This is a genomic window from Streptomyces sp. NPDC050704 (assembly GCF_040654355.1).
GTDB lineage: Bacteria > Actinomycetota > Actinomycetes > Streptomycetales > Streptomycetaceae > Streptomyces.
Genome location: NZ_JBFAHW010000066.1, coordinates 1 through 20,764 on the forward strand (window position 1 = coordinate 1; position 20,764 = coordinate 20,764).

General features: G+C 71.8%; 18 protein-coding genes. 8 read left to right on the plus strand and 10 right to left on the minus strand.

Annotation, left to right across the window (positions count from 1 at the left end; genetic code table 11):
• From AB0I18_RS32175 to AB0I18_RS32195, 5 genes are all read right to left on the minus strand, one after another.
• Positions 1 to 1,231, minus strand: a 1,231-nt coding sequence (locus AB0I18_RS32175; protein WP_363109154.1) for a hypothetical protein, incomplete at its 3' end; no start/stop codon positions are given.
• Between the two features lie 228 nt (positions 1,232 to 1,459).
• On the minus strand, positions 1,460 to 1,618 hold the full coding sequence (locus tag AB0I18_RS32180) for a DUF6760 family protein (protein ID WP_363109155.1): 159 nt from the start codon (positions 1,616 to 1,618) through the stop codon (positions 1,460 to 1,462).
• Positions 1,615 to 2,142 (minus strand): hypothetical protein, encoded by a 528-nt coding sequence (locus AB0I18_RS32185; protein ID WP_363109156.1) that lies wholly within the window; start codon positions 2,140 to 2,142, stop codon positions 1,615 to 1,617. Before AB0I18_RS32185 ends, AB0I18_RS32180 begins: the two co-directional genes overlap by 4 nt.
• On the minus strand, positions 2,142 to 2,585 hold the full coding sequence (locus tag AB0I18_RS32190; protein WP_363109157.1) for a phage tail protein: 444 nt from the start codon (positions 2,583 to 2,585) through the stop codon (positions 2,142 to 2,144). The genes AB0I18_RS32185 and AB0I18_RS32190 overlap by 1 nt, the downstream gene beginning before the upstream one ends.
• Positions 2,586 to 2,675: 90 nt before the next feature.
• The gene (locus tag AB0I18_RS32195) at positions 2,676 to 4,253 is read right to left on the minus strand and encodes a phage tail sheath subtilisin-like domain-containing protein (protein WP_363109158.1); all 1,578 of its coding nucleotides are present in this window, start codon (positions 4,251 to 4,253) and stop codon (positions 2,676 to 2,678) included.
• Positions 4,254 to 4,487: 234 nt separating this feature from the next.
• On the opposite strand from AB0I18_RS32195, the gene AB0I18_RS32200 reads away from it, so the two are divergent.
• The 3 genes from AB0I18_RS32200 to AB0I18_RS32210 are packed head-to-tail and all read left to right on the plus strand — an operon-like array spanning position 4,488 to position 8,487.
• Positions 4,488 to 5,630 carry a DUF4157 domain-containing protein gene (locus tag AB0I18_RS32200; RefSeq protein ID WP_363109159.1) on the plus strand — a complete coding sequence of 381 codons (1,143 nt, stop codon included), beginning with the start codon at positions 4,488 to 4,490 and terminating at the stop codon, positions 5,628 to 5,630.
• Positions 5,631 to 5,638: 8 nt separating this feature from the next.
• Positions 5,639 to 7,048: an RICIN domain-containing protein gene (locus AB0I18_RS32205; protein WP_363109160.1), complete on the plus strand. Its 1,410-nt coding sequence runs from the start codon at positions 5,639 to 5,641 to the stop codon at positions 7,046 to 7,048.
• A gap of 2 nt (positions 7,049 to 7,050) precedes the next feature.
• Complete coding sequence (locus tag AB0I18_RS32210) at positions 7,051 to 8,487, plus strand: hydrolase (RefSeq protein WP_363109161.1); 1,437 nt, start codon at positions 7,051 to 7,053, stop codon at positions 8,485 to 8,487.
• Between the two features lie 161 nt (positions 8,488 to 8,648).
• On the opposite strand, the gene AB0I18_RS32215 is transcribed toward AB0I18_RS32210, so the two are convergent.
• The 3 genes from AB0I18_RS32215 to AB0I18_RS32225 form a co-directional block, all read right to left on the minus strand.
• On the minus strand, positions 8,649 to 10,682 hold the full coding sequence (locus tag AB0I18_RS32215) for an ATP-binding protein (RefSeq protein WP_363109162.1): 2,034 nt from the start codon (positions 10,680 to 10,682) through the stop codon (positions 8,649 to 8,651).
• Positions 10,679 to 11,344, minus strand: a complete 666-nt coding sequence (locus tag AB0I18_RS32220) for a DUF4255 domain-containing protein (protein ID WP_363109163.1) — start codon at positions 11,342 to 11,344, stop codon at positions 10,679 to 10,681. The genes AB0I18_RS32215 and AB0I18_RS32220 overlap by 4 nt, the downstream gene beginning before the upstream one ends.
• A 218-nt stretch (positions 11,345 to 11,562) precedes the next feature.
• A complete protein-coding gene (locus tag AB0I18_RS32225) occupies positions 11,563 to 12,231 on the minus strand; it encodes a response regulator transcription factor (protein ID WP_363109164.1) in 669 nt (222 codons plus the stop codon).
• Between the two features lie 227 nt (positions 12,232 to 12,458).
• Here AB0I18_RS32225 and AB0I18_RS32230 point away from each other — a divergent pair, with 227 nt between their 5' ends.
• Both AB0I18_RS32230 and AB0I18_RS32235 read left to right on the plus strand, forming a co-directional pair.
• On the plus strand, positions 12,459 to 15,479 hold the full coding sequence (locus AB0I18_RS32230; protein WP_363109165.1) for an AAA family ATPase: 3,021 nt from the start codon (positions 12,459 to 12,461) through the stop codon (positions 15,477 to 15,479).
• Positions 15,480 to 15,550: 71 nt separating this feature from the next.
• The gene (locus AB0I18_RS32235; RefSeq protein ID WP_363109166.1) at positions 15,551 to 16,171 is read left to right on the plus strand and encodes a DsbA family protein; all 621 of its coding nucleotides are present in this window, start codon (positions 15,551 to 15,553) and stop codon (positions 16,169 to 16,171) included.
• Positions 16,172 to 16,348: 177 nt separating this feature from the next.
• On the opposite strand, the gene AB0I18_RS32240 is transcribed toward AB0I18_RS32235, so the two are convergent.
• On the minus strand, positions 16,349 to 16,999 hold the full coding sequence (locus tag AB0I18_RS32240; RefSeq protein WP_363109167.1) for a hypothetical protein: 651 nt from the start codon (positions 16,997 to 16,999) through the stop codon (positions 16,349 to 16,351).
• A gap of 245 nt (positions 17,000 to 17,244) precedes the next feature.
• Between AB0I18_RS32240 and AB0I18_RS32245 the strand changes: the two genes are divergently transcribed.
• The gene (locus AB0I18_RS32245) at positions 17,245 to 18,396 is read left to right on the plus strand and encodes a sensor histidine kinase (protein ID WP_363109168.1); all 1,152 of its coding nucleotides are present in this window, start codon (positions 17,245 to 17,247) and stop codon (positions 18,394 to 18,396) included.
• 2 nt (positions 18,397 to 18,398) lie between these two features.
• Positions 18,399 to 19,061 (plus strand): response regulator transcription factor, encoded by a 663-nt coding sequence (locus AB0I18_RS32250; RefSeq protein ID WP_363109169.1) that lies wholly within the window; start codon positions 18,399 to 18,401, stop codon positions 19,059 to 19,061.
• Positions 19,062 to 19,095: 34 nt separating this feature from the next.
• On the opposite strand, the gene AB0I18_RS32255 is transcribed toward AB0I18_RS32250, so the two are convergent.
• A complete protein-coding gene (locus AB0I18_RS32255; protein ID WP_363109204.1) occupies positions 19,096 to 19,539 on the minus strand; it encodes a hypothetical protein in 444 nt (147 codons plus the stop codon).
• A gap of 299 nt (positions 19,540 to 19,838) precedes the next feature.
• Here AB0I18_RS32255 and AB0I18_RS32260 point away from each other — a divergent pair, with 299 nt between their 5' ends.
• Positions 19,839 to 20,759, plus strand: a complete 921-nt coding sequence (locus AB0I18_RS32260) for a hypothetical protein (protein ID WP_363109170.1) — start codon at positions 19,839 to 19,841, stop codon at positions 20,757 to 20,759.
• Positions 20,760 to 20,764 lie beyond the last annotated feature (5 nt).

Genomic DNA, 20,764 nt, shown 5'->3' on the forward strand with positions numbered 1-20,764 from the left:
CCCGCTGGACATTGACCACTTCGCCCGTGGCACCGGTCACCGCGCCGCCGAGGCCCTCCGCGGTCCTGCCGGAACCGGTCGCCGTCCCGGCGGGGTCGGCCGGCGCGCTGTTGGGGGTGGCCGCCGCGTGCTGGGCGCGGACCACCGCGCCGTCGGTACCGCCGCCCGTGGCGTCAGGTCCGGTGGTCGTGCTGGCGTGTCCGTGCGTGGCGCCGCTGGGGCCGGTCGTCGCCCGTTGGACGTTGGCCGTCGCGCCGCCGGAGTGGGGCGGTGTGGCGGCAGGGCCGGTGGCGGTCGTTCCGGAGCCGCCTGTCACCACCCTGGTGACGGTCGCCGCGTCGCCGGGAACGGACGGCGTGCCGACGGGGGCATCGCTCGCCGTACTGGCGGCGGGAGTTGCCGCCCCGGGACCGACGCCGGTGCCCGTCGTTCGGTTGCCGGTGTGGGATGTCGTGCTGGTGGGACCAGTTGTCCTGTCGGCAGGGTCGGCCGCCGATCCTCCTGGGCGAGTTGTCCGGCTGCTGCTGTCGGTCGCCGGCGGGACGGAGCCGGGTGCCGGGCTGCCGGGACCGGTCGCGGTATCAGCGGATCCGGTTGAGGTTGCGTCAGGCGTAGCAACCGCCTTGCCGCCGGAACTGCTCGTCGCCCGTTGGACGTTGACCACCGCGCCACTGGAGCCGGTTGCCGCACCGCCACCGGACACCGGACTGCCGGGACCGGTCAGAGCCGGGGTGCCGGAGGGAGCCGGTGCGTCGGCCGCACCCCGAGGGGTTCGCTCGACGGCGCCGATCGCGCCCGGCGTCCCGGCGGCACCCGGAGCTTCGCGTCGTGCCACCGGCAGCGCCCGCCGCCGCATGGCAGACGTGGCAGGCGCCTCGGTCAACGGGCTCGGGGGGTGATGGGGCCGCGGCTGTACGGGAGTCACCCGGGGGCCCGCCGGGCGGGATGCCGTGACCGGATCGTACGCACGCTGCACCGGTGGCGCGTCGCCGCGCGTGTTGCCCGGGGCGTCGGCCATCACCGGCAGCGTGCGCGAAGGGGGTTCGAGTCCGGAGACGGGCCTCACCGACGTGGTGAGCGCGTTCCTGACCAGCCCGCCCGGTGCCCCGTCGAGGACGGCGTGGGACAGGCTCCCGGTGAGGGAGGGGTTCTGCCAGGTGCTCAGCCGCCTGCCGAACCCGGAGTCCGCGACACCGGTCCGCCCGTCAGCAGCCCTCTGTATCGGCGGCAACCCCGACCAGCCTGCCACCACAGCCGGCCCGGTCCCCGAAGCCGTACCCGCGCCCGTACCCATATGGCCCGTATGAGAAGAACTGCCGCTTCCGGACGACGAGTTCACCTCATGGGCCAGGGCCGCCCCAGGGGCCGGGTTCGTCCCGGCAACCGAGTCAGCCTCCGGCCCGCGACGCCCGGCGGACGGCGCCGAACCGCCCCTCAGCCGGTCGAAGAATCCCACCCCTCAGTCCTCCGCCCCGCCCCGGGTCACCAGGGACGCGATCTGTTCCGTGTAACGGCGGCGATCCCGGTGTTCGAGGTCCAGGATCTCCTCCAGGCTCCAGTGGAAGTGGTAGGCGACGTACGCGATCTCCTCGTGCAGCCGGTCGGTCGCGTACGTCACGATTCCCCCAGGCGGCTCCCGCCGAGTTCGACCTCGAAGGGCTCCGAGCAGTGGGGGCACTCCACGGCGGCGCGGGTGTGGCCCTCGGCGTTGACCTGACGGTAGAAGTCCTGCAGGAACGCGAGGTCGGAGGCGAACATGTTCTCCACCACCCCGTCGTGCACCATCGCCAGCGTGCCGAGCCGGGTGATGACCCGGCCCAGCAGCACCACGGACAGATACGCGGGGTTCTCCTGGACGCGGACGTCCCGCAGCGGGATCAGCTCGTCCCGGGCCGTGGCGAGGCGCATCACGCCGTCGCGGTGGACGGTTCCCGCGTCGTCGACGTATCCGCGCGGCAGCTCGAAGGGGAACTCCGTCCGCAGCTGATGCGCCACCGGCGCGGGGGCCGGGGCAGGAGGGGGTGCGGGCGCCGGAGCCGGAGCAGCCGTCTGCTCCGCTCCCGCTCCCGGTCCGGTCCCCGCTCCCGGCGCCGGTACGTCCACGACCGAGCCGGCGCCCGCCCTGGCAGCAGTACGCCGCATTACTCGATGACCAGTTCTTCGAAGACGATGGTCACGGTCTCGGTGAGCGCGGTGGCCTCGCCGGCCTTCAGGGCGCTGGCGTCGATCTTGCTGCACCAGGCGTTGCGCATGTTGTACCGCTTCACCGGATTGTTCTGGTAGTCCATCATGATGATCGAGGCGTTCTTGCGGGCCGTGCTCATCTGGCCGGTGATCGAGTCGTTGATCCACGTCGTGAACGCCGGGGACTGGGTCATTCCGCGCACCACGGTGCACTGCCCGTCCTTCTGCACGCCCGGCATGAGACTGACCTCGGGCCTGCCCTGCGCGGAGTTCGACAGGTGCTTGATGACGTCCTGTTCGATGCTGAGGCCGTTGACCTCGGCAAGGTACTCGACCATCACGCCGTCGATCTGGAGACCGAAATTATGTGAAGTGAGGGCGTCACCCGGGTTGAGACTCATCTGTTCTCTGTCCTTCTGAGGGTTCTTGTCGATGACCTACGTCGATGGCCTGCGAGGAGGCGTGCGACGGCTGGGGCGCAAGCGCGCGGCCTACTCCTCCAGCTCTCCGCTGCCGCTGGAGAACTGGGCCAGCCGGAAGATCACGAACTCGGCGGGCTTGACAGGGGCGATGCCGATCTCACTGATCACCCGCCCGATGTCGACCGACTCCGGGGTGTTGGTCTCCTCGTCGCACTTGACGTAGAACGCCTCCTCCGGCCGCTGGCCGAAGAGGGCGCCGCTGCGCCACTCGTTGACGAGGAACGCCGAGACGTTGCGCCGGATCCGGGCCCACAGGTTGTGGTCGTTCGGCTCGAACACCACCCACTGGGTGCCGAGCAGGATCGACTCCTCCAGGTAGTTGAAGTACCGGCGGACGTTGAGGTAGCGCCAGGCCGGGTCGGAGGACATGGTGCGGGCGCCCCAGACGCGGATGCCGCGGCCCGGGAAGGCGCGGATGCAGTTGACGCCGATGGGGTTGAGCAGGTCCTGCTCACCGCGGGTGATCTGGAGCTCCAGGTCCACCGCGCCGCGTACGACCTCGTTGGCCGGCGCCTTGTGCACACCGCGCTCGAAGTCGTTGCGGGCCCAGATGCCGGCGACGTGGCCGCTCGGCGGGATCACGCGGGACTGGCCGGTCGCCGGATCGAAGACCTTGATCCAGGGGTAGTACAGGGCCGCGTACTTGGAGTCGTAGCCCGCGGTCTCCTGGCGCCAGACCCGGACCTGACGGGCGTTCAGGCCGGGCGGTGGGTCGATGACGGCGACCCGGTCGCCCATCAGCTCGCAGTGCGCGATCAGACCGAGCTGGACCGCCTTCACGGCCTCCAGGTCGATCGCGCCGCGCTGGTAGGCGGCCATCAGGTCGGGGACGGCGACCATGGAGATCTCGTCCACGGCCTCCAGGCCGCCGAAGCCGGTGCGGTCGGCGGAGTCGCCGAGGTACTGGGCCGGGCCGGGGTGGGAGTCGCCCGCCCCGGAGGGGACGGCGGGGGCGGCGGCCGCGGGGGCCGCCAGCGCCACGGTCTGGTTCTCGGGCCGCGCCAGCTGCGCGGCGGGCGCCGACTCCTGCACGGTGATGAGCTTGGAGCGCTCCTTCACCTGTGTGACGACGTAGTTGCGGCCGCCCTTCTTGGCGGTCACGTCGAAGGTCTCGACAGGCTTGTTCCCGTCCTTGACGATCAGCTTGAAGCGCTCGGGGGGACCCTCACCCTCGGCGTCGGCCACCTCGACGCTGAGCGAGCCGCTCGCGACGGCGGTCACGCTGAAGGTGCCGAGCTGCTTCGGCTCGCCCGCCGGGAGCGCGGCCTGGCCCGCGGAGCCGCTGACGGCGGCCGGGGCACCGTTCCCCGACGCGCCTTCGGCCGTGCCGCCGACCCGTACGACGTACGCGGCACTGCCGCCGTTGTTGAAGAACCCGTACACGGAGTGCGCGAGGTAGTAACCGTCGGTGAAGTCACCAAAGGCCGCGACGTACTGGGACCAGTTGGTCACCAGGGTCGGCTCGTTCAGCGGGCCGGTCGGCGCGAGCCCGACGAAGGCCGCCACCGACGTACCCACTCCCTCGATGGGACGCGAGCCGCTGGCCACCTCCTCGACGTATACGCCGGGTGACAGGTAGGACGGCATGCTCTGCTCTCCTCGGGGTGCGAGATAGGTCTTCTCTCACTCTCACGCGCGAAGCGCGGCCGCTGAAACGGCCTTCGGGACCTGTTCGGGGGCAGAGCTGTTGCCCGGACGGGCAGGCCGTCGCCGGGACCTGCCCGCGGAGCCGTGCGCGCTGCCCGGGAGTCTGCCCCCCAGGTCCTCCACGCGCACGACACGTGCACGCAAGGCTGGTGGACCAGCTGTGAGGGGAGTGCCGTGCGCGCAAAGGAAGAACGCACCGACAAGGTCGGCGGTCGGGACAATGCCCGTTCGACCGCGCCTCCGCGCACACTCGCCGGCCGGCTCCTGTCGCTGCAGCGCGCCGCGGGCAACGCGGCCGTGGCACGGGCCGTCGAAGAGCAGCGCCATGAGCACGGCCCGGACTGCGGCCACGGCCCGGCGGTCCAGCGTTCCGCGGTGCACCAGGTGCTGCGTTCCGCCGGTCGGCCGCTGGACACGCCGCTGAGGACCGAGATGGAGAGCCGGTTCGGCGGCGTCGACTTCAGCGGCGTACGCGTCCACACGGACACGGTCGCCCAGCGGTCCGCCGCGGAGATCGGCGCGAGGGCGTACACCTCCGGCAGCCATGTGGTGCTCGGCTCGGGCGGTACGGACAAGCACACCCTCGCCCACGAACTGACGCACGTCCTCCAGCAGAGCCGAGGGCCCGTCCCGGGCACCGACAACGGCAGCGGTCTACGGGTCAGCGACCCCGGCGACCACGCGGAACGGGAGGCGGAGTCCAACGCCCGGAGGGTCATGTCGGCCCCTGTGCAGCGCATGGCGGCGGACGAGCCGTCGGCCGGCGCCTCGGAACCGTTCGTCGGTGACCACGTGCAGCGGGCCTACGTCGGCTATCCGTACGTGCAGTACGGCAGCCTGTACCAGGGCGCGGGAACCTACATGAGGGCGGAACTGCACCCCGGACAGATCCCCAGGGGATCGTCCCCGCGCGTGAAGCCGTCGTGGTGGCCGACGGGCAACGGCGCCACCGCGCGGTGGTTCTCGAGCTACATGGTTCAGGGACACCTGCTCAACGACAACGTCGGCGGTCCCGGAACCATCATGGACAACCTCACCCCGCTGACCAAGACCGGCAACGGCCGCCACCACAACATGGCCGAGTACAACGTCAAGAAGGAAATCGCCAACGGCAACATCGTCGAGTACGAGGTGCGTGCGGTCTACGGCCAGGTGTCCGGAGCGGCGCTCGGCGCGACCGGTTCCGTCGCGGCGGACATCGACGCCTACTACTCGACGAGGATCCCGGAGCGACTGGAAGCGGAAACCACCGTGTACGACACACAAGGCAGGTACCTCTACGGCGAGTCGTGGATCATCCACAACGAGAAGCACTGATCACGGACATGAGTCTCTGGACTTCCCTGGAGCCCGCCTCCGCGACGGTGGACCCAGGTGGCAGTACAACCGTGCGGCTGCGGCTGCGCAACACCGGTGACGTCGTCGACGAGTACCGCTTCGAACCGGTCGGCGACATCGCACCCTGGACGACGGTCGAACCGCAGACACTGCGGCTCTATCCCGGCACCACGGGCACGGTGGACCTCACCTTCGCACCGCCGCGCACTCCCGACGCGACCGCCGGACCGAACCCGTACGCAATCCGCATCACCCCGACCGAACACCCCGAGGCGGTCACCGTCCCCGAGGGCAACCTGACCATCACCCCCTTCACGGAAGTACGCGCGGAACTCGTCCCACCCACCGTCAAAGGCCGGTTCCGGGGACGGCCCAAACTCGCCGTCGACAACCTCGGCAACACAAAAGTCACCGCCTCCGTCGGTGGCAGCGACAACGGCGACCAACTCTCGTACGACATCCACCCGAGCAACATCCAGATCGAGCCCGGCCGCGCCGCCTTCGTGAAGACGACGCTGAAGCCGCGCCAGATCATCTGGTTCGGCTCCAAGGAGGAGCGGCCGTACACGCTCGCCGTCCAGCGCTCGGGCGTCACACCGCTCGATGTCGAGGGGACGTATGTGCAGCGCGGGTTCCTACCCCGCTGGCTCGCCACCTTCCTCGGCATCCTCATGGCCCTCGCCATCACCTTCGTCATGCTCTGGATCGCCTACAAACCCAAAGTCAACAGCGCCGCCACCGAGAAGCTCCAAGAAGCCGGCGTCAGCACACTGCCGCCCTCGGCCTCGCCGGAACCGGTGGCCCCCTCGGCACCACCATCGGCCTCGGAACCGGTCCCTTCCGCCCCGGCGGACAACGGCGGGGGCGGCGGAGCGCCCGCACCCGCGCCGACCAAGGAGAAGCCCAAGAGCGTGCTGCCCGCGAAGGGCATCGTCCTCCAGAACCTGTCCACCAAGCTCTGTGCCGACCTCCCCGGCGAGGGCAAGGGCAAGAAGGACGGCCGGGTCCAGCAGTTCCCCTGCAAGCAGACCGCCGACGACAACCAGCTCTGGAACCTGGAGGTGCAGGTCGAGAAGGGCGGGCCCGGCGGTACCCATCTCTTCCAGATCCGCAACGCCAAGGACCAGCTGTGCATGGACCTGCCGAACTACGGGGCGAATCCCATCAGGACGGAAGTCACGGAGTTCACCTGTGACGGCACGGTCGAGGACAACCAGCTGTGGTGGCTCACCAAGCAGGAGAGTGGCGGCTACTGGATCCGCAACTTCGCGAGCAACGGCAAGTGTCTCGAAGTCGCGGGCAGCAACGACGTCCGTGCGGAAGTAACCCTGATGATCTTCGACTGCACCAACGTCGAAGACCAGGAGTGGCGGATCATTCAACCCTCGAAGGACTGAACGTGAGTCTCTGGACTTCCCTGGAGCCCGCCTCCGCGACGGTGGACCCAGGTGGCAGTACAACCGTGCGGCTGCGGCTGCGCAACACCGGTGACGTCGTCGACGAGTACCGCTTCGAACCGGTCGGCGACATCGCACCGTGGACGACGGTCGAACCGCAGACGCTGCGGCTCTATCCCGGCACCACGGGCACGGTGGACCTGACGTTCGCCCCGCCGCGCACGCCGGACGCGACCGCCGGACCGAACCCGTACGCGATCCGGATCACCCCGACCGAGCACCCGGAGGCGGTCACCGTCCCCGAGGGCAACCTGACCATCACGCCTTTCACGGAAGTACGGGCGGAGCTGGTTCCGCCGACGGTGAAGGGCCGGTTCCGGGGGCGACCCAAACTCGCCGTCGACAACCTCGGCAACACCAAGGTCACCGCCTCGGTCGGCGGCAGCGACAACGGCGACCAGCTCTCGTACGACATCCACCCGAGCAACATCCAGATCGAGCCCGGCCGCGCCGCCTTCGTCAAGACGACGCTGAAGCCGCGCCAGATCATCTGGTTCGGGTCCAAGGAAGAGCGGCCCTACACCCTCGCCGTCCAGCGCTCGGGCGTCACACCGCTCGACGTCGAAGGGACGTACGTGCAGCGCGGGTTCCTGCCCCGCTGGCTCGCCACCTTCCTCGGCATCCTCATGGCCCTCGCCATCACCTTCGTCATGCTCTGGATCGCCTACAAACCCAAAGTCAACAGCGCCGCCACCGAGAAACTCCAGGAAGCCGGCGTCAGCACAGTGCCGCCGAGCCCTTCGGCGTCGCCTCCGCCGCCGCCTTCCGCCGCCGTCACGACACCCCCGCCTCCGGTGCAGACGCCGGCTGCCGGGGGCGGGGGCGGCGGCGGGGGCGACGCGGGAGGCGGTTCCGAGGAGAAGGAGCCGAAGCCTCAGGTGAAGACCGCGGCGACCGCCGTCCAGCGGCTGGCCGCGCAGGACCCGGGCGGGCGCCACATCTGCTACCGGGCCTTTGTGACGGGCACGGGCTGGACGGACGCGGTGTGCGACGGCGAGACGGCCGGCACGGTGGGCAAGAACAAACCGATCAGGGCCCTCAACGTCGCGGTGTCCGGCACCAAGGGCACGGGCAGCGCCGCCTTCGTCCACTTCCCCGGGTCGACCGACGGCAAGGGCCACTACAACGGTGAGCCGTGGTCGTTCGCGCCCGACGGCATCGACAACTACTTCGGCGATTCCAAGAAGGGCTCCCCCAACCTGCTGGGCTTCACCATCAACGTCGACGACGGCGGCGGCCCGGTCTGCCAGACGACCCATGTCCGCAACGAAGGCTGGCACGGCATGGGCTGCGACAAGCCCGGCGAAGGCGAGGGCTTCATCTTCGGCGGCACCCTGAACAACGACCTCTGGCTGGAAGCGGTCAAGTTCACTGTGTGACCCACCCGCCGCCGTTCTCCCGCTCCCTTCAGGCACCTTTCGGGGGCGGGAGAACGGCGCAGCCGTCAGGGGCGCGGGGAACTGCGCGACCAGCCACGGACAACCCGCAGCCAATGAACCCACCGCACCCCCCTCACAACAAAGAAGAGGCGGGCCGGCGCCTACCAGCCGGCCTCCCCCGGCACCAGCCGCCCCGCCTTGCGGTACTCCCGTCGAGCCCCCTCCAGCAGATCGCCGGTCGTGACCGGTCCCCCACGCCCGGCAGCGGCATACGCGGCGGTGACGACGGCACTGCGGATCGAGCCCCCGGCCAGCTCGAAGTCCCTTGCGGCCGCGGCCGGTTCGATGTCCTCGGCACACGGAACGTGGGCAAGACTGTGCCGCCACAGCGCCCGCCGCTGCTCGGCGTCCGGGAACGGGAAGTCCACCACCAGGTCGAGGCGCCGGGTGAACGCCTCGTCGATGTTGGCCCGCAGGTTGGTGGTGAGCAGGGCGATGCCGTCGAAGGACTCCAGGCGCTGGAGCAGATAGGCGCTCTCCATGTTGGCGTGCTTGTCGTGGGAGTCCTTGACCTCCGAGCGCCTGCCGAACACCGCGTCGGCCTCGTCGAAGAGCAGCACGGCGTCGGTGCGGTCGGCCTCGGTGAAGATCCGTTCCAGGTTCTTCTCGGTCTCGCCCACGTACTTGTCGGCGATCGAGGAGAGCTGGACGACGTAGAGGTCCAGACCGAGTTCGGCGGCGACGACCTCGGCGGACAGTGTCTTGCCGGTGCCGGACTCGCCCGCGAAGAGGCCGAGGACGCCGCGGCCCCGGCCGCCTCCGGCGCTGAGCCGCCAGTCGCCGAGCACCCGGTCGCGATGGCGGGCCCGCAGGGCGAGTTCGTGCAGCTGGGCCAGGGGTTTGTCCGGCAGCACGAGGTCGTTCCAGCCGACGTCGGGCCGGATCCGGCGGGCGTGCCGCTCCAGACCCGAGGCGGACTGCTGCCGGGCGGCCAGCCGCAGATGGGCGGCGGTCACCGGGGTGCCGTCGAAGGCGGCGAGGTCCTGGGCGGCGTGCGCGGCCCGCAGGATGCGGTCGCCACCGAGCCGGTAGGGGGCGACCGTGGCCGCGAGATCGAAGCCGGGCTCCTCCCGCAGCGCCGCCGACCAGACGTCCACCGCCCCCGCGCGCTGCCGGGGTGCGTCGAGGACCAGCGGGTCGCGCTCGCACCACTGGGGGTCGTACGGACGCGGCCCGGTGAGCAGCACGGGTACGCCGGAGTCCGCCAACGCCCTTACCAGCGCGGCCGGTCGGTCCGGCAGGGCGGACACGACGATCGCGGCGCCGCGCAGCCGGGCCTCCCGCAGGAGCTCGGGTACGCGGTCCTCGGGGCCCGAGTAGTGCAGGGCCTCGAAGCCGGCGGCCCGGAGGGCGGCGGCGGCACCGGCGAGCCCGTCGCCCGCACGGTGTTCGCGCAGATAGACGGTGACGGGAGCGGCGGCCAGCCGGGCGGCCAGCTTGGCGGTGAACTCGTCGTCGTGCGCCGGCGGGACCTTCGCCGGCGGGTGGACATGGCCGGTGAGGACGGTGTCCAGGGTGTCGTCGCCGAGCAGATGGGCGACGACCCGGTCGGGTACGCGCAACGAGCGGCTGAGGAAGGGGCGTTCGGGTTCCTCGACGGTCAGCAGGCCGAGTGCGGTCAGCGGTGCCGATGGGTGGAACCGGGCGCGTGCTCCGGCGAGCTGCACGGGCAGCCCGCACAGGTCGAGCGCGAGCCCCGTGGTGGCCCGGCGCCTGCTGACGTCGTCGTTGAGGTAGCCGTAGAGCGGCTCGAAGGAGCGGTCCAGATCCGGGGCGAGGGCGACGAGCAGGATCCGGGTGTCCAGCTCGGTGAGCCCGAGACGCACCGCGAGCCGCGCCAACCGGTCGAGCGGAGCGGCATCCCCGTCCTCGCCGACACCCGCGCCGACGCCTTCGGCGGCGCCCCCGAGCGTGCTCTCGTCCCCTGTCGCGTCCTCGAACACGGGGGCGTACGACATCGCCGTGGGTCCCAGCAGATGCCGTACGGCCTCGTCGGAGAGATAAAGCCCGCGCAGTGGATCGCCCGCCGTGGGATCGGCGGCACTGCGGTCGGAGACCAACTCGGCGACCCGCTCGCGCAGTCGGGCGAGACGGACCAAGAGGGCGTCGGACGTGGTGGAGGCGTACGTGGTCACTGCTGCCGTTCTCCGGCGTCCGGTGCGGGTACAGGTGCGGGGGCCAGATGCTGTGGGCGGTGGCTGCGCTCCTGCGAGCCCCCCAGTGTGCCGTCCATGCCGCGTACGCGGACCACACCCTCGGTGACCGGGGGGCCGACGTCGTATTCGGGAAAGGACGGGAAGGGGGCGGTGGCCACGAGGTCGAGGGACGGCTTGAGTTCGCCGCCCAGGGCGGACCAGATCTCGGCGAAGGAACGGGACTCGGTGTGCAGCCCCGCCACCGTGAGCGGGACGGACAGGCCCAACTCGCCCAGCGCGCCCGGGAGTTCGTCGGCGGCCAGCACCTCGTGGGGCAGCAGGGTGGCCAGCACCGCGGAGAGCAGCCGGTGTTCGTCCTGTGGCTGTTTGGTCCAGGCGGTGACCAGGTACGACAGCCGGAACCACCGGGGCGGCCGGCGGCGGCGTACGACGATGTCGCGCTCGTCGCGTACGGAGACCTGGCCGCGCTGGCGCCGGGCGACGTCCTCGCGGATGTCGTACAGGTAGACGTTGACGGCGGGCGCGTTGCGCCGGGCCGCCCAGTCGCGGGTCGGGGCCTCGAAGGAGATGTCGATGCCGGAGCCTGCCAGGGCACCACCCCCGATCAGCTCCTTGAGGACCTCGTCCACCTCGTGGATCACCGTCGTGCTCCCGCCCTGCCGTGCCTTCGTACGCCGTGGTGCGCCATGTCGTGCCCCGCCGTACCGCCGCCGGACCGCCGGCGCGGCTGCCCCGGGTGACGCCGGTACCGCTGTCGTGAACGATCGTGCCTTCCGGAGCCCCGCCTCCGCAGGCACGTCGGGGACGACCGTGGGGCAGACCGCGCTGCCCCCGCGTCCGCCGTCGGTTGCCCGTTCGGTCAGATGTAGCCTTCCCGCAGAGCATGGGCCACGGCATGCGCCCGGTTGCGCAGATGCAGTCGGGTGGTGAGCCCATGCACCACGTTCTTGACGGTCCGTTCGGAGTAGGACAGCTTGCTGGCGATCTCTCCGGTGTCGAGCCCTTCGGCGACCAGCCTCAGTACGTCCACCTCACGCGGTGACAGTCCCGAGGACGGGGCACCGGGATGGCTGCCGGCGGTGCGCTGCAGCGACCCCACCTGGGTGATCAGCCGGCCGAGGAGGTCGGCGGGCAGGTCGCCGTCTCCGCGGGAGGCCGCGACGACGGCCTGCACCAGCCGGTGCGCGGTGGCCTCATGGCGCCACACGATGGCCCCGACGCCGCACTCGATGACGGCGAGGAGTTCGGTCTCGCGAATCACGCTCACCACGAGGACGGCACGTGCGCCCTCGCTGCGTACGAGTCTGCGCAGCCGGGAGAGGGCTGCCTCGTCCAGCGTCTCGCTGATCAGCAGGGCGACGGTGTCCGGCCCGCTCGCGGTCTCCTCGCGGAGGTCGATCACCGGCTGCTGCCGCAGCTGGCTGAGCGCGCCTTCCCGGGAGATCGGGTCCGACGCGTGTACCACCACCGGTATGCGGGACCCGGGTTCCGCCGGGCCGGAAGCCGTGGTCCCGAATGAGCTGTGCAACCGTCTCCCCCATGTCCACGTGCCCGTCACCTCTGTGCGGTCCGTGACAGGCGTGTGTCCACCACACTCCTGGGGCTCCTGTGGCCGGTGCAATCGTGGAGCACCACGAGACGCACCACGAGATCGGCCGCACCACATACGTGACGGTGAGTCATGTCACATGACGACAGGCCTCTGTCACCCCGTCGGACACGGTGGGTCGTACGACGTTCACAAGGGAGGCAGAGATGTTCGTACCGCTGCGTGAGCACCGGGAGGCTCTGGAACTGGTCGCCGCCGAGGCCGACCGCGCCCGGGCCGGAACCGGACGGCTGGTTCTGCTGCGCGGCGCCACCGGCACCGGCCGCACCGCGCTCCTGGAGGCCGCCGTCGAGCAGGCGGAGGCGGTCGGCATGCGGGTACTGCGGGCCCACTGCTCGCCCGACCACACCTCGGTACCGTTCCACACCGTCTTCCAACTCCTCGGACACACACCGGAGTTCGACTCCGTGGCGGGAGAGGCGCCGGACCCGCCCGGTACCCCGTCGCACCGGGGCAGGCCCGCGCGGCTGTGGCGTCTGCTGCGCTCGTACGCCGCCGAGGCCCCGCTGCTGGTGGCCGTGGACGACGTGCAGTTCGCCGACGGACCCTCACACCGCTGGCTGGTCGAGGCCGTGCGGCGGATCGACCGATTACCCGTCCTGCTGGTGGTCACCGAGCGCAGCCAGTACGACATCGACCCGCCGGCGGACGGCCTGGCGCACACGCTGTCCTCCGCCCTCGTCCGCACCCGCACGCTGGCCCCGCTGAGCGCGGACTCCGCGGCGGAGCTGGTCCGTTCGGTCGTCGGCGAGACCCCTCCCGCGGAGTGGGTGGACGACTGCGTACGGGCGGGCGCGGGCAGCCCGCTGCTGCTGCACGCCCTGCTGGACGACCTCCAGGTCACTGCCGGGCAGACCTTCCCTGCGGCCCTTCCGGACACCTGCGCCGCGCTCTATCCCGGCGCCTACGCGGCCGCCGTGTCCTGGTGGCTGGACAGCGCCGGGCCCACGACCACCGAGGTCGCCCGCGCACTTGCCGCCCTGGAGACCGAGGACGGTCAGGAGGGCGAGAACGGCCGGGACGGCGGGGTGGCGGCCGACGCCGAACTGCTCGCCGGGATGGCCGGCGCCGACCCCGTCCGCGTACCCGGCTGGCTCACCGCGATGACCCGCCTGGGGCTGCTGCGCGCCGGCTCCGACGGGTGGCCCCGCTATGCCCATCCGCTGCTGCGGGACGCGGTGCTGAGCGGCTGGGCGGGCACCCGGCGGCAGGCGGCGCACCACCGGGCGGCCGAGACGATGCTGCGCCGCGGTGACCGTGCCGAGGCGGTGGCCGGGCAGCTGCTGCGGGCCGGCCCGGTCGGCGAGGCGTGGGCGACGGGCGTACTGCTGGACGCCGCGGCCCTGGCCGTCCGGGACGACCGCAGCCACGACGCCCTGGCCTTCCTGCGTCGCGCCCTCGACGAGCCGATGTCGGCCGCCCGCCGGACCGTGGTCCTCACCGAGCTGGGCTCGCTGGAGTACGCCACCGTACGGTCGACGGCCGGGATACCGCGGCTCGCCGAGGCGGTGCGGCTGCCGGGTCCGCCACGCGAACGGGTGCGGGCGGCGGTGGCGCTGGGCACGGCGCTGGCCCGGCGGGGTGAGGCGCGCGCCGCGGTCGATGTGCTGCGCGGTCTTGAGGACGAGCATCTGACGGGCCACCCGGACCTGGTCCGCACGGTGCAGACCGCCTCGGCGCTGCTGTCCGACCACGACCCGGGAGTACGGCAGGAGGTGTACCGCTGGCTGCGGGAGACCGCCGAGGAGTCACCGGAGCGGGTCGGCACGGCCGGGCAGGCACTGCTCGTGCGGTACGAGTCGACGGCGGGCCTCACCTCGGCGGCCTCGGCGATGCGGCGGATCCGGGCCCTGCTGGCGCAACAGGCCGATCCGCTCGCGGAATCCTTCCTCCTGGGGACGGCCGCCGCGGTCGCCCAGTGGGCCGACCAACTCGACGAGGCCGAACGGCTCGTCCTGCGCGGTCTGGCCGGGCAGCGCCCGTCCCTGCTGCACCCGATGCACCTGGCGCTGCTGAACGTACGGATCGACATCGCGGCCGCGCGCGGCGCGTACGCGGAACTGCTCTCGGATCTGGCAAGGTGGCGGGCCGCCGGGGGCCCGCCGGAGCCTGCCAACGCGCAGGCCCACGTGCTTGTCGCGCTGGTCGAGACGGACCGCATGGAGGAGGCCGCCCGTCTCGCGGACGGCTTCGACCTCCAGAACCCGCACGAGTCCTGGGAGTTGAACCGCTTCCTGTACGCGCGCGGCGTGCTGCGCGCCGCCACCGGCGATCCGGCGGGCGCGCTCGACGACTTCCTGGAGTGCGGGCGCCACCAGTCGGCGCGGGACGTACTGAGCCCGGTCGTCACCCCCTGGCGGACCGCCTCGGCGGAATGCCACCTGGCACTCGGCCGCCCGCGCCAGGCCCTGGCCCTGGCCGCGGAGGAACTCCGCCTCGCCACGGTGTGGAACACGCCCCGTCTCCTGGGCCGGGCCCTGCGCGTCCTCGGCACGGCGACCGGCGGCCGCCGCGGTTCGGAGCTGGCGGACCGGGCGGTACGGGTCCTGCGGCAGGGTGTCGACGGGACATCGGAGGCAACCTCGGCGACGGCCACGGGTGCCGGGGAGGCGGAAGAGGCGTCGGACGGGAGCGGGACCGTGTCCGGGGGCGGGGAGCCGGTCGAAACGGAGCTGATCCCGGCGCTGATCGCGCAGGGGCGCAGCCTCACCGCCGCCGGGGAGCGGACGCGGGCCCGCGACGCCTTCCGGGAGGCGGCCGAACGCGCCGAACGGCTGGGGGCGGTCCGGATGCGGGCGGCGGCGGAAGCGGCCCTGCGCGAGGGCGGGGCCCGCCGCGCGGCGACAGCGCTGACCGGGCCCGTTTCGCTCACCGCGAGCGAGCGCCGGATCGCGGAACTGGCCGCGCAGAGCCGTACGAACGCCGAGATAGCGGAGCTGCTGCACCTGGCCCGCCGTACCGTCGAGACTCATCTGACCAGCGCCTACCGCAAACTGGGCATCCGCCGCAGGGCGGAGATCGGCGCCGCGCTGGCGGGCTCCGGCACCCGCTCCGACTCACCCGATCCCACCCGTGACCCGGACCCCTTCGTCCGTGCCGACGACGTGTCCCCGGCCGCGGTCACCGACCGGGCGGACCGCATGCGGTGCCCCACAGGGAATACCTGACACGTCAGGTATTGTTCCGTCCTGCGAACGGCCCGCGGAAGGCGGGCCGCACGGCCGGGAGGCACCCGCTCATGAAGCTTGTCCACGTCTTCGATGCCTACTGCGGCTGGTCGTACGGATTCGTGCCGACGCTGACCGAGCTCGTCCGACGGCGTCCGGATCTGGAGGTGGAGGTGGTGTCCGGTGGGCTGTTCACCGGCTCGCGCCGGGTGCCGGTGCGGGAGTTCGGGTACGTCCAGGGCGCCAACGCCAAGATCAGTGAGCTGACCGGGGTCGAGTTCGGGGCGGGGTACGCGCGGTTGATCGCGGACGGCTCGTTCGTGATGGACTCCGCGGCGGCCGCCCGCGGGGTGACCGCACTGCGACAGACCGCGCCCGACCGCGTCGTGGAGCTGACCGCCGCGCTGCAGCAGGCGTTCTACGTAGCCGGTCTGAGCCTGTCCGACCCGGCCACGTACCAGACGGTCGCCGCGGCGGCGGGCCTGGACGCGGACGCCGTGGCCGGCGCGTTCACCGCACCGGATTCGGCCGCCGCCGCCAAGGCCGACTTCGCGAGGGCGGCGACTCTGGGCGTGGACGGCTTCCCCACCCTGCTGGCCGTCGAAGGCGACCGCACCGTGGCCGTGGCCGTCGGCCATGCCACCGCCGGCCAGATCGACGGGCGTCTCAAAGCCCTCGCCGCCACGTCCTGACCACCCTTCCCCGTTGCCTTCTTCGCCGTCCCCGGCCACCGGCCGCCCAACTCGGCGCCAAGGGTCGCCAATTGCGAAATGGCCTGGGGCTGACCACCCCCTTCCACGGTCCGGTGCCGGACGTCCCCGGTATCCCCCCGGCACCGGACCACCCGTACGCCCAGAAGGCACGACAGCTCAGACGGATGCCGGGCTCGGGCCCGACGCGTGCTCGATGCCTCCGGCAGTGCGCAACAGCGCGGCCGAGAGCCACATCAGGATGACCCCGACCATGATGTGCCCCGCGATGGTGAGCAGGGACTCGGGCAGTGAGGTCAGGAACGCGAACAGCGGCAGGACGACGGCGTACCCCCACGACGGGACCCTCGGCAGGATCCGGGCGCGGACCATCGCCGCTCCGAACAGGGCGCAGCCCACGGCGAAGACGGCCGCGGAGCCGATGAGTACGGGGATCGTGGGCCCGGTCAGGGTCTCGTCGATGACGGCGTCGTCGAAGTAGAACAGCACCAGGTTCGCGGCGAACGCGGCGCTGCCGAACAGGCCGAGACCGACGAGGTTCACGGTGTGGCCGACCTCTCCGAGGCGCCCGCCGGCCGGGCCCTGCCGCCGGTGCAGTGCGGTGAGCAGCGGCAGAGCGAACGGGGAGGAGAGGGCGAGCAGGACGCTGGTCGCGGAGGTCTCCCCCGTGAATGCCTCGACCAGCGAGGGCAGGGCGATCAGCAGGCCGGACAGCAGCCCGCACAGGGCGCCGACGCGAAACGGCGATGCCGATGTCACCGCCTGTGCCGGTGTCAGTGTCGGTGTCGGTGAGGTGATGTGCGAGGACATGAGGGGCTCCCGGTGCTCGGTCTGGCTCGGACAGTGCGTTCGGAGCCGTCACCGTAGGGAGCGGTGGGCGGGCGGCGGGAGGTGCAGGACGTCGGCCGTCGACAGCCGGAAGTCACCGTCTTCCTGGCGGTGGGGTGCCGTCCGGCAGGTGCCGATCGGCCTGGACCGGCGGGAGTTTCCCCGCCGGTGTCCCCCGGCGGTCGTGTTCGGCCTAGCCTGGCCCCAGCGGGTGAGGGGGGTTGCGCATGGCGGCGTATCAACCCGTGCGGTGGGTGGCGCCACTGCTGTACGGCACGGTGCTCGCCGGCGGTCTGTACTACACGGTGGCCGGCCTGGGCAACGGCCCCGGGCCGACGGTCTGGCGGACGGTCGGCTTCGTCGCCGCGGTCGGGGCCCTGTTCGCCCTGGAAGCGGTCGGCCGCCGCCGGCTCGCGGCCCGGCTTCCGCTGCTGCTGGCGCGGTGCGGGCTGATCGGCGCGGTGGTCCTCCTCGATGCCTCGGGACTGTCCCAAGTGCTGTTCGTCCTGCTGCCGTTCACCGCCTACTTCGCCTTCGGCCGCACGACCGCACTCGCGTTGGGCGCGCTGTGCCTGGCCGGGCTGCTCTTCGGCTACGTACTGACCGCGCCCGGCTGGTATCGCGACCTGGAGCGCGTGTCCGACCTGCTGATGCTCTCGGTCGGCCTGGTGCTGGCGATCTCGATGGCCGCGGTGGCCGTCGGTGAACAGCGCGCCCGGCGCGAACTGGAGGAGTACGCCTCGCGAGTCGCCGGGCTGTCCGCCGCCGCCGAGCGCAATCGGCTGGCGCGGGACATCCACGACAGTCTCGGGCACCATCTCACGGCGATGTCCGTGCAGTTGGAGATGGCCTCGGAGTTCCGGGCGCTGGACCCCGACGCGGCCCAGCGGGCGCTGACCGAGGCGAGGCAGTCGGTGAAGCTCGCGCTGGGTGACGTACGGCAGTCGGTTCGCGCGCTGCGGGACGAGGCGGCGCATCCCACGCTGTCGACGGCGCTCGCCGGCCTGGCACAGGGCGGTGAGGCACGGCCGCGGGTCACCGTCGAGGTGAGCGGTGACCAGGACGGTTACGGCGCGGCCGAGTTGACCGCCCTGTACCGGGCCGCGCAGGAGGGCGTGACCAACGCGCGTCGCCATGCGCGGGCCACCCGGGTCACGGTGGTGGTCCGCCTGACCGATGACACCGCGCGGCTGGTGGTGACCGACGACGGCCGGGGCTTCGCGCCGGACGCGGCCGCCGCCGGGTTCGGGCTGCTCGGGATGAGGGAGCGGGTGCAACTCGTGGCGGGGAGTGTGGACATCGACAGCTGTCCGGAGTCCGGCACCCGGCTCACGGTGACCGTTCCACGCGGAACGGCGGGGAAGGCGGGGGAAGGGTGACCATGGACGACCAGGAGCCGGCGCCGCCGGTACGGGTGCTGGTGGTGGACGACCAGCGGCTCATCCGGGACGGCATCGCCTCCCTGCTCTCCATCCGGCCGGGCATCGCGGTCGTCGGCACGGCCGTGGACGGCCGGGACGCCGTGGCGAAGACGCTGGAACTGGGCCCGGACGTCGTCCTCATGGATGTCCGGATGCCGGAGATGGACGGGGTCGAGGCGGTCGCGGTCCTGCGCGGCCGGGCGCCGGAGTGCCGGGTGGTGATGCTGACGACGTTCGACGACGAGGAGTACGTCGTGCAGGCGCTGCGGGCCGGTGCCCACGGATACCTGCTCAAGGACCTGCCGGCCGAGGAACTCGCTCACGCGGTCCGCCTGGCGCACGCGGGGGTCACCCAGCTCGACTCGTCCGTCGCCCACCACCTCACCGCCTCCCTGCCGTCCCCCGGTTCCGTCCCGGCTCCGGCTCCCGCCGTCCCCCTGAGCCCGCGCGAGACGGACATCCTGCGGCTTGTGGCGCAGGGGCACACCAACCGGGAGATCGCCGCGCGGCTGTACCTCAGCGAGGGCACGGTCAAGAACCACGTGTCCCGCATCCTCACCCGCCTCGCCCTGCGCGACCGCACGCAGGCGGCCCTCCGCGCCCGGGACCTCGGCCTGCTGTGAGGCGCGGCTTGCGCAGCCGTCCGGCCCGCGGCCGCTACGACGAGCTCGGCTCTGGATTCGGTCCTATGCCCTGCAGTTGCCGGACGGTCCCGCCGAGCTTGGTACGGAACTGCTCCAGCATCTCCGGCTCTTTGGCACTGACGATCCAACGCGAGCCGACCAGATATTTGCCCCCGTAGACGGCGGCGGAGTCCAGCCAGGTCTCCTTGTACTTCTCCTCGGGGAAGGTGGTGATGAGGTAGTCGACCTTCTTGGTGTGACAGAGACCCTGGCGCAGTTCGTCCGCCTCGATGCGGATCTTCGGCTTGCAGCCCGTCAGGCCGGCGATCACTTCGACCTTGGCCGGCGCCACCACCGCCGCCGCGGGGGCGTCGGAGATCTCCGACGGCCCGCCCTTGGCCGTGCTGTCCCCGCCGCCGCTGCAGGCCGCGGCCAGGTGGACGAGGGCCAGGCTCCCGACAACAGCGGCCACCCGCACCAGGTGAGCGGTGGGCCGGTTGCGGCCGATGTGTCCTTGCGCTTGCTGGTGTGGCACGTCGCCTCTCCATGTCAGGGCTGTTCCCGCCCCCGCGCGGGAGGCGAACTCAACTGGACTCGAGAGGACTACGGATGACGGCCCGGAGCCGTTCACCGCGGTGTCCGGGTCCGGAGCCGGGAGGCCGGGTGTTGTTCACGGCTTCGGACCGGGTGACTGAACAATCCGTGCCGCGCTGAACTGGAGGTACGTAAGCGCGCAGAGTCGCGGAGAGAGGTCGTGGGATGTTCATCAGGTGCGGGATGTTCACCAGGAGAGGGAGTGTCGCCGTGGTGGCCGCCGGGCTCGTACTGGCCGTCGGCGGCTGCGGGGGCGGAGACGGGACGGACGCGAAGGCCGATCCCTCCGACAGGGGGGCCAAGGGGTCGGCCGAGCCGACACCGGCACGGCCGCCGTCCAAGGCACTGGTGGAGTTGGTCGGCGGCATGTGCGAGTCGACGACCGCGCTCAAGAAGCTGCGGACGGACAGCGCCGCGGACCTGAAGGAGATCCGGAACTCGGACGAGGGCGACTGGCCCGCCCAAGCCCTCGCCGTCGACTACCTCTCCTGGACACCGACGACGGTGAAGGACGTGGAAGGTGACCTGGCGGGCCTCGACCAGTCCGGCGTTCCCGCGGCCGACCGGCTGCTCGACGCCTGGCTGAAGAAGGTGAAGGGCGTGGTGACCGAACTCGCGGGGGTGTCCCCGAACGACGCCTTCGACGACGCCGAGGGCAGTGCCGCGGGCGTCGACAAGCTCGTCCAGTCCCTCACCCCGCCCCGGCCGGACCTGCCCGCGCTGACGAAGAAGGACCCACAGCTCGCGGCGGCGTACAAACAGGCCGACCAGTGCGCCCCGGGCTGGAAGCCCTCCGAGGAGACGGCCTCGCCCACGCCCACGCCCGACCCGACCGGCCCGCTGCCCAAGGCGGCGGACGGCAGGAACACCGGCGCGTGCTCGGACGGCGAGTGCGAGGTCCTGGTGACCTCGCCGGGGTGGATCACGGCGAACGGGATGGACCTGCACGTCAACCCGGGGGACGACTCCGTCGTCTTCGAGACGCCCAGCTCCGTGATGCAGCTCGGTGGCCAGGGCGGTGAGGCCAGGTGGGGCGACGATCTGAAGGTCACCGTCGTCGCGCAGAACAAGGACGGCGCCGTGCTGAAGTTCACCACTCCCTGAGCGTC

Bases quoted from the DNA above. Each gene is read 5' to 3' on its own strand.
- AB0I18_RS32185 (WP_363109156.1), bottom strand. From the start codon at position 2,142: ATGCGGCGTACTGCTGCCAGGGCGGGCGCCGGCTCGGTCGTGGACGTA.
- AB0I18_RS32190 (WP_363109157.1), bottom strand. From the start codon at position 2,585: ATGAGTCTCAACCCGGGTGACGCCCTCACTTCACATAATTTCGGTCTC.
- AB0I18_RS32195 (WP_363109158.1), bottom strand. From the start codon at position 4,253: ATGCCGTCCTACCTGTCACCCGGCGTATACGTCGAGGAGGTGGCCAGC.
- AB0I18_RS32205 (WP_363109160.1), top strand. From the start codon at position 5,639: ATGAGTCTCTGGACTTCCCTGGAGCCCGCCTCCGCGACGGTGGACCCA.
- AB0I18_RS32230 (WP_363109165.1), top strand. From the start codon at position 12,459: ATGTTCGTACCGCTGCGTGAGCACCGGGAGGCTCTGGAACTGGTCGCC.
- AB0I18_RS32235 (WP_363109166.1), top strand. From the start codon at position 15,551: ATGAAGCTTGTCCACGTCTTCGATGCCTACTGCGGCTGGTCGTACGGA.
- AB0I18_RS32240 (WP_363109167.1), bottom strand. From the start codon at position 16,999: ATGTCCTCGCACATCACCTCACCGACACCGACACTGACACCGGCACAG.
- AB0I18_RS32245 (WP_363109168.1), top strand. From the start codon at position 17,245: ATGGCGGCGTATCAACCCGTGCGGTGGGTGGCGCCACTGCTGTACGGC.
- AB0I18_RS32250 (WP_363109169.1), top strand. From the start codon at position 18,399: ATGGACGACCAGGAGCCGGCGCCGCCGGTACGGGTGCTGGTGGTGGAC.
- AB0I18_RS32260 (WP_363109170.1), top strand. From the start codon at position 19,839: ATGTTCACCAGGAGAGGGAGTGTCGCCGTGGTGGCCGCCGGGCTCGTA.